The sequence below is a fragment of the Streptococcus sp. HMSC063B03 genome, assembly GCF_001836965.1.
In the GTDB taxonomy this organism is placed as follows: domain Bacteria; phylum Bacillota; class Bacilli; order Lactobacillales; family Streptococcaceae; genus Streptococcus; species Streptococcus pneumoniae_F.
In genome coordinates, this window is sequence record NZ_KV831007.1 from 294,861 (window position 1) to 309,151 (window position 14,291).

A 14,291-nucleotide genomic window follows, 5' to 3' on the forward strand; every position below is an offset into this window, starting at 1 on the left:
AAAACAAAAAAAATGTCAAGGAAACTGCTTACAGAAAAACATGAAAAAGAGTTTGAAAACAAGTGCTTCAAACTCTATATAGCTTTTTTATTTAGCTTCGTACCAAGTTGCCCCTTCATTCTCATCTGCGATGAGGGGAACACTGAGTTGAATGGCTTCTTCCATAGTTTGTTTCACCAATTTTTTCATCTCTGCCAGTTCTGATTTAGGAACTTCAAGGACGATTTCATCATGCACTTGCAAAAGCATCTTGGTCTGATAACCACCTGCAACCAAGGCCTTGTCTAGCTGGATCATAGCAATCTTGAGAATATCTGCCGCCGAACCCTGGATAGGAGAGTTGATGGCAGTCCTCTCCGCAAAACCACGAATATTAAAGTTACGCGAATTGATATCTGGCAACTCACGACGACGCTTAAAGAGGGTCTCTACATAGCCCTTATCACGCGCCTCACGCACCACTTCATCCATGTAGTTTTTAATACCTGGGAAACGTTCAAAGTAGGTATCAATGTAGGCTTTGGCTTCCTTACGGCTAATGCCCAAATTATTCGACAAACCAAAGTCTGAAATCCCGTAAACCACTCCAAAGTTGACAGCCTTGGCATTACGACGGTCGTTTGGAGTCACATCCTCAGGACGCTCAATACCAAAGACACGCATGGCTGTCGAAGTATGGATATCTGCCCCCTCTTGGAAAGCCTTAATCAAGTGTTCATCATTAGAAATATACGCCAAAACGCGCAATTCGATCTGTGAATAGTCGGAGCTCAGAAGGACACTATCCTCCCACTCAGGCACAAAAGCCTTCCGAATGAGACGCCCTTGCTCCAAACGCACAGGGATATTTTGCAAGTTTGGATCCACACTAGACAGACGCCCAGTCTGGGTCAAATCCTGCACATAGCGAGTATGAATCTTGCCATCATCCAAAATCCAGTCCTGCAAGCCAATCACATAAGTAGACTGAATCTTGGCAATCTGACGGTAGTCGAGAATTTTCTTAACAATTGGCGCAATAGGAGCTAAGCGTTCCAAGACATCCACCGCAGTCGAGTATCCAGTTTTGGTTTTCTTAGTGTATTCTAGAGGTAGCCCCAATTTTTCAAAGAGAAGCACCCCCAACTGCTTAGGCGAGTTGATATTAAACTCCTCACCAGCCAGTTCGTAAATCTCCTGAGTGAGTTTTTCAATGACAATCTCATTTTCAGCCTGCATCTCAAGAAGAGTCTCTTTCTTGACCGTAATCCCAGCAATTTCCATCTTAGCAAGGACAAAGGCCAGAGGTTGCTCCATATCATAAAGAAGCTCTAATTGCCCATTTTCGCTGAGTTTTTCAAGCATAATAGGCTCTGTTTCGACCAAAACAGCAAGCTTACGAGCCAAGTGCTCCAAGAATTTCTCACGTTCAGGAATGGCCTTCTTGACACCCTTACCGTAGAAAGTCTCATCATCAACCAAGTAAGTCTGACCGTAAAGACTCGCAATGGTCGCAATTTCATTGTCCTCAACAGTCGAAAGGAGGTATTTAGCCAAGCGACTGTCAAAAGCAGGCGCCTGCAAATTCACATCAAAACGATGCAAGAGGACTTTGGCCTTCTTAAAATCATAAACTTTCAGAGGTGTTTTTTCTAAAAAGTCCTTGAAAATAGGCTCTTGCAAAAGTTCAAGCTTGTCTGTAGCATAGAGCTTATCGCCACAAGACCAGGCAAAACCAACCAAATCATCCGTATGGTAATTCTCACCAAAGAGTTCAAAATGAAAGATAGACTCTTCACTCAGCATATCTTGACTGATTCGGTCAACAATAGTGAAATTCAAGCTCTCAGCCACATCAGCTGACGACACATTTAAAGCCTGCTTGAGCTGTTTGAAGCCCATCTCGTCGTAGAATTTCCCAAGATTTTCCACATCTGGACCACTATAGACCAAATCCTCCAAACCAATCTCGATCGGTGCTTTGATATCAATGGTCGCCAGTATTTTAGACAAAAAGGCCTGTTCCTTATCATTGATGAGATTTTCCTTCATCTTAGAAGCCTTCATCCCATCGATATTTTCATAAATCCCCTCAAGCGAACCATGCTCCAGCAAGAGCTTGATACCTGTCTTTTCACCGATTTTGGTCACCCCAGGGATATTATCCGACTTATCACCCATGAGCGCCTTGAGATCGATAAACTGATTCGGTGTAATGCCCATCTTTTCCATAAGATATTCTGGCGTAAAGGCCTCAAATTCAGCCACACCTTTCTTGGAAATTTCAACCACCGTATGCTCATCCGTCAGCTGAATCAAATCCTTGTCCCCACTGACAATGGTAATATCAAAACCATCCTGCTCAGCTAGTTTATCCAGCGTCCCAATGATGTCATCCGCCTCATACTGAGCCAACTCATAATGACGAATCCCCATATGATCCAGCAACTCACGAATGAAGGGAAATTGCTCACGAAACTCATCAGGAGTCTTAGCCCGACCACCCTTATAGTCCGCATACATCTCTGTACGGAAGGTCGTCTTACCCGCATCAAAAGCCACCAAAATATGACTCGGCTCAACCCGTTCCAACAAGTGGCTCAACATCAACTGAAAGCCATAAATCGCATTGGTATGCAAACCAGCCGCATTCTTAAAACGGTCTAACTGCTGATAGAGCGCAAAAAACGCCCGAAAAGCAACAGAAGCCCCATCAATCAATAATAATTTTTTCTTATCCATACACCCATTATAAAGGAAAGCACCAAAAAATACCATTGGGAAGAGTTCCCTGAGAGAAACTAAGATAATCTAAAAAAGAGAAGGAAGTTACTCCCTCTCTTTCAAACTACGAAATGAATTAGTTTTTACGTTTCACAAATGGAAGGGCACCAAGGAACAATCCAAGGAATCCTAATGATGCAACTGCAGCATTATCTTTACCACCAGTATTTGGAAGTTCTTTTTTATCTTCTGCTTTTGCTGCTGGTGCTTGATAAGTATTATCCTTGTTAGTACCTGCTGTTGTAAGAGTATATTCTGGAACTTCGTTAATTGCTGGGGCGTCGGTTTCTGCATACGCTGGAACTTCAGTAATTGCTGGGGCACCTGTCTCTGCATACGCTGGAACTTCGTTAATTGCTGGGGCGCCTGTCTCTGCATACGCTGGGACTTCAGTAATTGCTGGGGCGCCGGTTTCTCCGTATGCAGGAACATTATTCACTGTAGCGTCTTCACCATTTGTAGATAAAGGCCCTGTATATTCTGGAACTTCGTTAACAGCTGCTAAGACAAAATTAGCACCACCTTTATATTCTGGAACTTCATTAACAGCTGCTTCTAAACTATTAACTCCACTGTTGAATTCTGGAGCTACCTCAGCTACAGGAGATAATAATGCTTCTCCGTTTTCATTCACAGGTGTATTGGTTGCAAGAGTTCCAGTGAATTCTTGAGCTACCGCAGCTACAGGAGGCAATAATGCTTCTCCATTTTCATTCACAGGTGTATTGGTTGCAAGAGTTCCAGTGAATTCAGGGGCTACCTCAGCTACAGGAGCATCAGCCGCATTAACTCCTCCACTATATTCAGGAGCATCAGCTACAGTAGGAGGTGTTGCATCATTTACCCCACCATTGAAATCAGAGCCATTATCCCCAGCAGGAGAGTCACTAGGATTCACACCACCGTTGAATTCAGGAGAGTTAGGAGCACTTGGAACTTGGTCAGGTTGTTTAGCATCATCAGAAGGTGCATCACTAGGACTTACACCACCACTAAAGTCTTTCGATTCTTCACCCTTAGGAACTTCTTTTAAGTTTTCGATGTAACCTAAAGTTGCGTTGTAATTCTCAGTTAGTTTGGCAATTGCATCGTCATCCTCTTGAACTGCTTCGTTCACTTCGTCGAAATTGGCCTTAGCTTCTTCAGCTGCTGCTTTAGCAGAAGCAACTGAAACTTCTAGTTTAGTTACAGCATCTTGCAATCCATCTTGGATAGCTTGATCCGCATTGTATTTCTTAGCAGTTTCAAGAGCAGTTTTAGCTTTTTCTAAAGTTTCGTTTTGTTTCTCTAATGTAGCATTTTTCTCTTCTACTACCTTAGCTTTTTCAGCAGCGTCAGCCTTATCTTCCTCAGCTTCTTTAGTTAATTTTTCAATTTTTTCAGCTAAATCATCAGCAATGTCTGTAAGTTTTTTGACAATTGGTTTAGAAGCTTCTTTTTTAGCTGCTTCTTCAATTTTTTTAGTTTCGTCAGCAGTTAATTCTTTAGTTTTATAAGCTTCAGGAGCTTTATCTTTTGTGTTAGCATCGTTGAGGAATTCATCTATAGCTTGAGTAGCTGTAAGAACTCCATCTTCAATCGCTTTTAATAAAGCTTCTTTACCGATTTCAGCTTTTGCTTCTTCGATAGCTTTCGCTTTATCTTCTGGCTTGATGCTAGCATCCTTGTTGACTTTATCTTCAGCTTTTTTTTCAAGTTGCTCTAAAGCACCTTTCAAAGCTTCTAAGTTATCTGCTTCTTCTTTTTTAGCGTCTTCTTCTTTTTTAACTTCTTCTTCAACTTTAGCTTTTGCTTTAGCTGCTTCTTCTTTAGCCTTAGCTAATTCAGCTTCTGCATCAGCTTTAGCTTTGTCTGCTTCTGCTTTTGCAGTCTCAGCAGCAGTTACATCAACAGCTTCTTTTTTAGCTTTAGCTGTAGCTTCTTCTACTTTTTTAGCTTCTTCAGCAACTTTCTTCTCTAATTCAGCAACTTTAGCATCAGCTTCTGCTTTAGCTTTAGCAGCTTTTTCAGCTTCGGTTGGTTCAGCTTCTTCCTCTGGAGTTTCTTCTGCTGGTTTAGCTGGTTCTGCAGCTTCTTTTGCTTCTGCTTTTTTTACTTCTTCAAGAAGATTATCACGTTTTTCAGTTAAATCTTGAATTTCAGCTGTAGCATCTTGAACTTTCTCAGCAGCTTCGTCAAATTCAGATTTGGCAGTATCACGTTCTTTTTCAATCGCAGTTACAGCTTTTTCTAATGGTGCTGTGATATCTTCAGCAAATCCGTTATCTTTAGCGGATTTAAGAGCTTCTTTTGCTTCTTTTAAAGTATCTTCCTGTTTTTTTAGTGTTTCAGCTTTCTTTTCAGCATCAGCTTTTAATTTCTCAGCATCATCCGTTAAGTTTTCAATTGTTTCAGTTAAATCATCAGCTTTGTCTTGCAATTTTTCTGATGCAGGACGAGCAGCATCCGCTGCTTCACCTTCATCAATTCCCGCTTGAACCTCTTCAGGAAGCTTGTCCTTAGATACAGGAGTTTCTGTTTTAATTGTTGGATTAGTATCTTGTGCTTTTTCAGCATCATCTGCTAACTCAGCAAGAATATCAGAGGCACTTAATTCACCAGACTCAACAGCCTTTAATAATTCTTCTTTTGCTTTTTTATCAAGCAATTCGTTATCAGGCATTTGTTTCAAAGCTTCAGTTAAACCTTCTTTAGCTTCAGCTTCTTCTTTTGCGGCTGCTTCTTCTTTTGCGGCCTCTTCTTTTGCTTTAGCGTCAGCTTCAGCTGCTTTAGATTTAGCATTAGCTAATTCGTCATCAGCAGTCTTTTTAGCTTTTTCAGCTTCGACTTTTGCAGTTTCAGCGTCAGCAGCTTCTTTTTTCTCTGTTTCAAGTTTTGCAGCTGCATCAGTTGCTGTAGTAGTTGTTGTATCTACTTTTTCTTGCGCTGCATCAACTTTAGCATTAGCTTCTTTTTCAGTTTCTTTTGCTTTTTCTACCTCAGTTTTTGGAGTTTCAGCCGTAAGTGTAGGCTTAGTTTCTCCAGTAGGTTGAGCAGCTGTAGGTTTGTCATCAGCTTTCACAACTGACGGTTGAGATGCAACAAATGTAGCACCTAAAACAGCTACACTAGCCAAACTGGTTAAAATCATTTTCTTTTTGTTCATCTTGTGTACCTCTTTTTGAGAATCATATTTATGTACATTATAAACCTTTTTTTGAGTGAAATCAAGAAATATGTTATATTATATATACTTTATTATTAATATAATGTATTTTGAGGCTATAAAAAACTTCAAGAAAGTAACGCATGTTTTACTAGCTTTCTTTTTTTCTTTCTTTTCATCACTTTCATTTTCTATAGCAAATTATAGTTTCGAATCCAATTCAGATATCTTAACTCTTCATAAAAACTCTAGTTTAAACAAAAAAACAGGAGATTTCTCTCCTGTTCAGATTCAATTACTTAAAATTAAATCCACTCACCATTATGATTTACAGTATAACCGTCTACTATTGTATTAACAGCTAGCTCACCTGAAGAGTAAGAATAATACCACTTACCAGAGACTTGATACCAGCCCGTTTTCATTGCCCCTGAATCATCTAGATAATACCAAAATCCTTTCTCCTGTAACCAGCCTGTCTGCATTTCACCAGATGATTTCAAATAATACCAGGTAGAACCATCTTTCAGCCATCCCGTCGACTTAGAACCATCTGATTTGAAATAATACCAACTACCATTTATTTTCTTCCAACCCACAGTCAATCCATTATTTGAACCATGATTAGATTTATTTACTGATTGATTTTGTGACGAAGTCACTCCCTCCAACTGAATATAACGTCGACTCCCGCTATAAGAAATATAACTCAACCACTTGTAACCATCCTTTTCTATCACCTGATCATAATGAACACTCTCACCTGGAGAATAATATGCAAGTGGAGTTGCATTCAATAATGGTTGATCTTTAATAGGAGTCTCCACCTTAAAATAATGAGTTCCTTTCATCAAAGATGACGATTGACTGGTCACAACATGATTGCTTGTCGAATCTTTTGAACTGCTTGGGACTTCTTTAGAATTGCTTGATAAATCTTTAAAATGAATAAAACCGGTCATCTTGTTTGCTTTTACAATTCGTTTATTATAATTACCTTTATAATCATAGTTATATTCCTCAATTTCTATATTATCTCCCATCACATTTGAAACCCAAGCAACATGGCCATAACCTCCTGCAGTAGACCAAGCAATAGATCCGATAGCTGGTGTATTATCTACACGATAACCTTCACGACGAGCACGATAACCCCATTCACCAGCATTACCATAAGCTCCTGGAAGCTCAAAACCATTTACTCCACTCAAGCGAAAAGCAGCAAATGAAGTACACTGACGAGAATACATCCTCCACTTATCAATACTCTGACTCCCATTTTTATAATAAGCAGGATAATCATCTCCACGAGCATAAGAACTGTTTGCATGAACACTTTCTCCAGCCGACAACATCAGCCCTACTACTAAAAAAGGAACAACCTTTTTAACTGACTTTCTAATAGAAAACCTTGTCTCTGCTACTTTAAATGGTGAAATTTTCATTCTTCCTCCTTGAAAAATAATATAAATCGAAGATTCCCTTCACTTAAACTATTCGGAGAAAAAAGAAAAAGTGAGAAAATTTCTCACTTTAGTCAAGATAATGAATCAAATTCTTTTCTGTAAGGATATCTGAGTAAGTAAAGGATTCAACGTAAACATTAGCTTGTTTATCTCCTTCAACGTTCCCAAATTCAACGATAAATAGGGATGGATAAACCTCAATTAGCTTACCCAATCTATTTTTTTGGCGCTTACGACCATTCTCCAAAGTCATTTCTACGACTTGTCCCTCATGTGCCTTGATTTCTTCTTTGATTTTTTTCATCTTGGCTACATCTGTAAATGCATCTGACATCTTATGCCTCCCTCTTTGAGATACTTGAAAATTTATTGTATTCTTTTTGGAAAATTAATTCCACCGTTCCACGAGCTCCACTACGGTTTTTCTCGATAATAACTTCTACCTTATTATTCGGTATGCCTTCCTCTTCTTCACCACCGCGCTCATAGTAATCGTCGCGATAAAGAAAGGCTACGATATCAGCGTCCTGCTCAATAGACCCAGATTCACGAATATCAGACAAGACCGGTCTCTTATCCTGACGTTGTTCTACACCACGAGAAAGCTGACTTAGAGCGATTACTGGAACCTTCAGTTCCTTAGCTAAAATTTTCAACTGACGTGAAATTTCTGAAACCTCTTGTTGACGATTTTCCCGACCAGTTCCCGTGATAAGCTGCAAATAGTCTATTAAAATCAAACCAAGATTTCCAGTTTCTTGAGCCAGTTTACGAGAACGAGAACGAATCTCTGTAATCCGAATCCCTGGCGTATCATCGATATAGATACTTGCATTAGCTAGATTCCCTTGAGCAATGGTATATTTTTGCCACTCCTCATCAGTCAATTGACCCGTACGGATAGAATGCGATTCCACCAAACCTTCTGCCGCCAACATACGATCCACTAGACTTTCCGCACCCATTTCGAGTGAAAAAATAGCAACTGTTTTGTCCAACTTAGTCCCAATATTCTGAGCAATATTCAAGGCAAAGGCTGTCTTACCAACCGCCGGACGAGCTGCTAAGATAATCAACTCCTCCTCATGAAGACCAGTCGTCATATGATCCAAATCACGATAACCTGTCGCAATACCTGTAATATCGGTCGTTTGTTGCGAGCGAGCTTCCAGATTTCCAAAGTTGATATTCAACACATCTCGAATGTTCTTAAATCCACTTCGATTAGCATTTTCGCTGACATCAATCAGGCCTTTTTCTGCCTGAGCAATGATTTCATCAGCTGGTTGCGAAGCCTCGTAAGCTTGATTGACAGACTCTGTCAACTTGGAGATTAATCGACGTAGCATGGCCTTCTCTGCAACAATCTTAGCATAATACTCCGCATTAGCAGAAGTTGGCACAGAATTGACAATCTCAACCAAGTAAGACAGGCCACCAATATTCTGTAAATCACCTTGATTATCAAGAATGGTACGAACCGTTGTTGCATCTATAGCATCGCCACGATCGGATAAATCGACCATAGCTTGGAAAATCAAACGATGGGCATACTTAAAAAAGTCCCGAGACTCAATATATTCTCGCACAAAAACAAGCTTACTCTCGTCAATAAAGATAGCCCCTAAAACGGATTGCTCAGCTAAGATATCTTGAGGTTGTACTCGTAACTCTTCTACTTCTGCCATCAGACTTCCCTTCCTTTTACAATCTTGTCAAGAAAGTGTAAATTTACCCTTCTTTCACACGAAGATTGATTACACTTGTAATATCTTGATAGATTTTCACTGGTACATCAATCAAACCAACTGCTCGAATCGGAGCTTGTACTTGGATATGACGTTTATCAATCTTAATTCCAAATTGCTTTTGCAATTCTTCTGCAATTTTCTTATTGGTAATGGAACCAAAGGTACGACCATCTGGACCAACTTTTTCAACAAATTCTACAATAGTTTCCTCTGCTTCTAGTTGAGCTTTAATTGCTTTTGCTTCTGCAATCATCTCAGCGTGAGCTTTCTCTTCTGATTTTTGTTTACCACGAAGTTCACCTACAGCTTGAGCAGTTGCTTCTTTTGCTAAATTCTTTTTGATAAGAAAGTTTTGTGCGTACCCTGTTGGTACTTCCTTAATTTCGCCTTTTTTACCTTTTCCTTTAACATCTGCTAAAAAGATTACCTTCATTCTTCTTTCTCCTTTTCCTTTATTTCATTTAATACAATTTCTGTCAGTTTTTCACCTGCTTCTGACAAGGTTAAATCTTTAATTTGAGCTGCTGCCAAATTAAAGTGACCTCCACCTCCCAGCTCTTCCATAATCCGTTGTACATTCAGTTTACTACGACTTCGAGCTGAGATAGAGATAAATCCTTGTGTATTCTTCGCAAGAACAAAACTCGCTTCAATACCTGACATAGCTAACATGGCATCTGCTGCCTTACTAATAACAACTGTATCATAGCATTTCGAGTCCTTAGCCTCTGCTATCAATACATCTGAACCTAATTTACGCCCCTGTAAAATCAGTTCATTGACCTCACGATATTCTTCAAAATCTGTTGCAGCGATTTCTTGGATAGCAATACTATCACTTCCTCTCGTTCTGAGATAGCTAGCAACATCAAATGTCCGACTAGTCACTCGTGAGGTGAAATTTTTAGTATCCAACATCATACCAGCCATCAAAACACTGGCCTGCATACGACTCAAACGATTTTTCTTAGAATTCTGGAACTGAATCAATTCCGTTACCAACTCACTGGCACTACTTGCACCACTTTCGATATAAGTAATAACCGCATTATCTGGAAAATCCTGATCCCTTCGATGGTGGTCAATGACGATGGTTTGGGTAAATAAATCATAAAAATCTTTTGATAAAGTTAAAGCTGTCTTTGAATGATCTACAAGAATCAACAAAGAACGATTGGTTACCATCCCCATTGCATCCTTAACAGACAACAACTTCGTAACTCCTTCTTTTTCTAAGAATGAAACAGCTCGTTCAATATCCGGCGACATTTGTTCTTCATCGTAAAGAGCGTAGCTATTTTGAGTCACATTGCTGGCAAATAACTGCATACCTACAGCAGAACCCAAAGCATCCATATCAAGGTTTTTGTGACCAACTACAAAAACCTGATCTACACTTTTAATTTTATCTGAAATAGCTGTCATCATAGCGCGCGTACGTGTCCTTGTACGCTTGATTGACGCCGCAGATCCACCACCAAAATAAACGGGATTTTTCGTTTCGTCATTCTCCTTGACAACCACCTGGTCGCCACCACGTACTTCAGCCAAGTTCAAGTTGAGCAATGCAACTTTCCCTATCTCATCATGATTTCCATCACCATAAGAAAATCCCATACTTAAGGTCAAGGGCAACTGTCTCTGTTTCGCCTCTTCTCTGAATGCATCAATAACAGAAAATTTATCATTCATCAAGCCCTCAAGCACCGTGTAGTCCGTAAACAGATAAAAACGATCCATACTTACTCGACGGGAGAACATGGCATGCTTCCCAGCAAATTCTGAAACAAAATTGGCTACAAAACTGTTAATATGACTAATGTCAGACTCCGATGTCGCATCTTCTAAATCGTCATAGTTATCAACGGAAACAATTCCAATAACCGGACGACTCGTCACTAACTCAACAGTCGCTTCGTATTCTCCAGACACATCAAAGAAGTAAAGAACACCAGATATCTTGTCCATATGAACCGAATAGCGAGTCTCACCCAAGGTGGCATAAGAACCTGGATTCCCCACAGACGCCTTTATAATTGTTTGAATTAATGCAACATCAATCTCCCCCACTTCATTAGTCAAAATCAATTCAGCGTAAGGATTGAACCATTCAACTTCACCTGACGATAAGTCTAGTTTAATAACTCCGACAGGCATCTGTTCTAACAAAGTTGTCAAACTATCTTCAGCTTGGTGGTTTACATACTGGATTTGTTCTACTTCACTCTTTGAGTAGTAATCTCTCTGATGGATGAATAGTAAAATATATGAACCCAAAATAAGTAGCAAAAGAAATAGCGTTACCAGTGTATTCGTTACAAAAACAAGTTGCACAGATAGCACTCCGAACGCCACTATTCCTAATATTAAGGGGAAAATAGGACTTACATAAAATTTTTTCATTCCAAACCTCTTGGCACCCATTATACCATAATAACCACCAAAAAGCGACTTTTTAAAAGTGTAATCAGTAATTCTATCAATTATAAGAAAAAGGAGGTTTACAATTTAGTAAACCTTCCTTTACACATATTGAAATTAAGATTCTTTAACTTCTAACAAGCCAATCTCGCCATCTTCACGACGATAAATCACATTGGTTGTCTGATCTTCAACATCCACATAGATAAAGAAATCATGTCCCAACAAATCCATCTGTAGAATAGCTTCTTCCAAATCCATTGGTTTTAAATCAATTTGTTTTGAACGAACAACTCTTGATTGGACAACATTTGTATCTTCCACCAAAGCATCTGTAAATAATTGACTAGTTGCTACCTTATTTTTATTTTTACGCTCGATTTTTGTTTTATTTTTACGAATCTGACGTTCAATTTTATCGGTTACAAGGTCAATTGAACCATACATATCTTGAGACACATCTTCTGCACGAAGAGTAATTGAGCCAAGCGGAATCGTCACCTCCACTTTAGCCGTTTTTTCACGATACACCTTCAAGTTAACTCGAGCATCCAACTCTTGTTCAGCTTGAAAATACTTTTCGATCTTTTCGAGTTTAGAAACTACATAATCACGAATTGCTTCTGTTACTTCTAGGTTTTCACCACGGATACTATACTTAATCATATGAGTACCTTCTTTCTAAACATTTTTGTTTTTCTGATTTCATTATAACGCTTTCATTTTATTTTTGCAAATTTTTTCCTCATCTTACAAGGGAAAATGTTTTTACATCCTCAGCACCAGCTTCTTCCAACAGTTTCTTCACACGATTTATAGTTGTTCCAGTAGTATAGATATCATCTATAAGTAGGATTTTTTTAGGAATAGTGACTCCACTTTTGACAAAGAAGGGAAGTTCTGTTGCCAAGCGTTCTGAACGATTTTTGGAAGAACTAGCTCGCTCTTCTCTCTTCTCTAGTAAGTCTTGAAAAGAGAACCCTGCTGCTTCAACTAAGCCTTCAACCTGGTTAAATCCCCTCTCGAGCAATCTTTCCGGACTTAGGGGAATTACAACAAATTGATACTCTTTGTACTTTTTTAACTCCTCACTTAAAACTGAAGCAAAGACTTTTCTTAAAAGGAAGTCTCCATCAAACTTATACCGACTGAAAAAATCCTTCATAGCTTGATTGTAAATAAAAATCGCTCTATGACTGACTTCAACTCCTTCTTTACACCAAAATTGACAATCTTGACACTTTGTTGACAATCCTGTTTTCATACAGTTTGGACAGTTCTCTTCTCCAATCCTATCAAAAGTAGAATCACAATCTAAACAAAGACAGGAGGCATCATTCTTCAGAAGTAAAAGACTACTGAAAGTTAAAACAGCCTTCATAGTCTGCCCACATAATAAACACTTCATAGACCCGCCTCCTTATTCATCTGTTGAATTTCCTTAATTGCCTTTTTGATTGAAGCATTTAACCCGTCATGGAAGAAAAGCAAATCTCCTGTCGGTCTATCCATGCTTCGTCCAACTCGTCCACCAATCTGAATCAAACTAGATTTGGTAAACAGACGATGGTTGGCTTCTACTACAAAAACATCCACACAAGGGAAGGTAACTCCACGCTCCAAGATTGTCGTACTGATAAGTATTGTCAGTTCTCCATCTCGAAAAGCTTGCACCTGCTCTAATCGATCTTCCGTAACTGAAGACACAAAACCAATTTTCTCATGCGAAAATTCCTTCTGTAAGACTTCTTTTAATTGCTCCCCTTTCTTAATTTCTGAAGCAAAAATGAGTAACGGATAACCTGTCTTTCTCTGTTTCTCAATATAAAACTTTAACTTTGGTGATAAACGATTCTTATCCAAATAGCGATTAAAATCGGATAACCAGACAGGTTTAGGAATAATCAAAGGATTTCCATGAAACCGTCTAGGCAAACTCAATCGTTTTAATTCTCCGATGCGAACCTTCCTATCTAACTCATCGGTAGAAGTTGCTGTTAAAAAGATTCTCAAGCCATTCTTCTTTACACTATTCTTGACAGCATGGTAAAGCGTAGGGTTGTCAACATAAGGAAAAGCATCTACTTCATCCACTATTAGCAAATCAAAAGCATGATAAAATTTTAACAGCTGATGAGTCGTTGCAACAACTAGTGGTGTTCGAAAATATGGTTCTGATTCTCCGTGTAGTAAAGCTATCTCGCAAGCAAAATCATCTTGCAGTCGCTTATACAGCTCCAAACACACATCGATTCTAGGGCTGGCCAAACAAACTGCACCACCTTCATCAATCACTTTGGCCACAACTTGGTAAATCATCTCTGTCTTTCCAGCTCCTGTTACAGCGTGAACCAAGGTTGGTTCCTGCTTATCTACCGCTTGAATCAATCCCTTTGACACCTTCTCTTGAAAAGGAGTTAATTGACCACGCCATTTAAGAACATCTTGCTTCGGAAAATCCTCCTGTGGGAAATAGTATAAAGATCGATCACTCCTAACACTCTTCATAATTAAGCACTCCCGACAATAGTAAGCACCGATAGGTAAATACCATTCTTCTAGAATAGTACTATTACAACGTTGACAGAAAAATTTCCCCTTCTCCTTTCTCATTGCTGGAAGTTTCTCTGCCAACTTACGTTCCTCTTCTGTTAATTCATTCTCAGTAAACAAACGACCGAGATAATTTGGATTTACTTTCATACTTCTTTATTCGTAAAAACCTAGCGCTTTAGATAATTTTTT

General features: G+C 39.1%; 10 protein-coding genes. All 10 read right to left on the bottom strand.

Features of this window, described 5'->3' with window-relative positions:
• Window positions 1-87: 87 nt before the first annotated feature.
• Window positions 88-2,721 carry a DNA polymerase I gene (gene polA / locus HMPREF2628_RS01515; protein ID WP_070842153.1) on the bottom strand — a complete coding sequence of 878 codons (2,634 nt, stop codon included), beginning with the start codon at window positions 2,719-2,721 and terminating at the stop codon, window positions 88-90.
• A 118-nt stretch (window positions 2,722-2,839) separates the two neighbouring features.
• Window positions 2,840-5,908, bottom strand: a complete 3,069-nt coding sequence (locus HMPREF2628_RS01520) for an SIALI-17 repeat-containing surface protein (RefSeq protein ID WP_070842122.1) — start codon at window positions 5,906-5,908, stop codon at window positions 2,840-2,842.
• A 305-nt stretch (window positions 5,909-6,213) separates the two neighbouring features.
• Window positions 6,214-7,353, bottom strand: coding sequence for an SH3 domain-containing protein (locus HMPREF2628_RS01525; protein ID WP_049552675.1), 1,140 nt, complete (start codon window positions 7,351-7,353; stop codon window positions 6,214-6,216).
• Between the two features lie 88 nt (window positions 7,354-7,441).
• Entirely contained in the window at window positions 7,442-7,708 is a 267-nt protein-coding gene (locus HMPREF2628_RS01530; RefSeq protein ID WP_001278169.1) for a Veg family protein, read from the bottom strand.
• A 1-nt stretch (window position 7,709) separates the two neighbouring features.
• Entirely contained in the window at window positions 7,710-9,062 is a 1,353-nt protein-coding gene (gene dnaB / locus HMPREF2628_RS01535) for a replicative DNA helicase (RefSeq protein WP_004263550.1), read from the bottom strand.
• A gap of 43 nt (window positions 9,063-9,105) precedes the next feature.
• Window positions 9,106-9,558: a 50S ribosomal protein L9 gene (rplI, locus tag HMPREF2628_RS01540; RefSeq protein WP_000864213.1), complete on the bottom strand. Its 453-nt coding sequence runs from the start codon at window positions 9,556-9,558 to the stop codon at window positions 9,106-9,108.
• Window positions 9,555-11,528: a DHH family phosphoesterase gene (locus HMPREF2628_RS01545; RefSeq protein ID WP_070842123.1), complete on the bottom strand. Its 1,974-nt coding sequence runs from the start codon at window positions 11,526-11,528 to the stop codon at window positions 9,555-9,557. Before HMPREF2628_RS01545 ends, rplI begins: the two co-directional genes overlap by 4 nt.
• Window positions 11,529-11,663: 135 nt before the next feature.
• The gene (gene hpf / locus HMPREF2628_RS01550; RefSeq protein ID WP_004255322.1) at window positions 11,664-12,212 is read right to left on the bottom strand and encodes a ribosome hibernation-promoting factor, HPF/YfiA family; all 549 of its coding nucleotides are present in this window, start codon (window positions 12,210-12,212) and stop codon (window positions 11,664-11,666) included.
• A 79-nt stretch (window positions 12,213-12,291) separates the two neighbouring features.
• On the bottom strand, window positions 12,292-12,954 hold the full coding sequence (locus tag HMPREF2628_RS01555; protein WP_070842124.1) for a ComF family protein: 663 nt from the start codon (window positions 12,952-12,954) through the stop codon (window positions 12,292-12,294).
• A complete protein-coding gene (locus HMPREF2628_RS01560) occupies window positions 12,951-14,249 on the bottom strand; it encodes an ATP-dependent helicase ComFA (RefSeq protein WP_070842125.1) in 1,299 nt (432 codons plus the stop codon). Before HMPREF2628_RS01560 ends, HMPREF2628_RS01555 begins: the two co-directional genes overlap by 4 nt.
• Window positions 14,250-14,291 lie beyond the last annotated feature (42 nt).

Excerpts from the sequence above, each read along its gene's own strand:
- HMPREF2628_RS01545 (WP_070842123.1), bottom strand. The coding sequence starts at position 11,528 with ATGAAAAAATTTTATGTAAGTCCTATTTTCCCCTTAATATTAGGAATA.
- polA (WP_070842153.1), bottom strand. The coding sequence starts at position 2,721 with ATGGATAAGAAAAAATTATTATTGATTGATGGGGCTTCTGTTGCTTTT.
- HMPREF2628_RS01525 (WP_049552675.1), bottom strand. The coding sequence starts at position 7,353 with ATGAAAATTTCACCATTTAAAGTAGCAGAGACAAGGTTTTCTATTAGA.
- HMPREF2628_RS01520 (WP_070842122.1), bottom strand. The coding sequence starts at position 5,908 with ATGAACAAAAAGAAAATGATTTTAACCAGTTTGGCTAGTGTAGCTGTT.
- dnaB (WP_004263550.1), bottom strand. The coding sequence starts at position 9,062 with ATGGCAGAAGTAGAAGAGTTACGAGTACAACCTCAAGATATCTTAGCT.
- rplI (WP_000864213.1), bottom strand. The coding sequence starts at position 9,558 with ATGAAGGTAATCTTTTTAGCAGATGTTAAAGGAAAAGGTAAAAAAGGC.
- HMPREF2628_RS01555 (WP_070842124.1), bottom strand. The coding sequence starts at position 12,954 with ATGAAGTGTTTATTATGTGGGCAGACTATGAAGGCTGTTTTAACTTTC.
- hpf (WP_004255322.1), bottom strand. The coding sequence starts at position 12,212 with ATGATTAAGTATAGTATCCGTGGTGAAAACCTAGAAGTAACAGAAGCA.
- HMPREF2628_RS01560 (WP_070842125.1), bottom strand. The coding sequence starts at position 14,249 with ATGAAAGTAAATCCAAATTATCTCGGTCGTTTGTTTACTGAGAATGAA.
- HMPREF2628_RS01530 (WP_001278169.1), bottom strand. The coding sequence starts at position 7,708 with ATGTCAGATGCATTTACAGATGTAGCCAAGATGAAAAAAATCAAAGAA.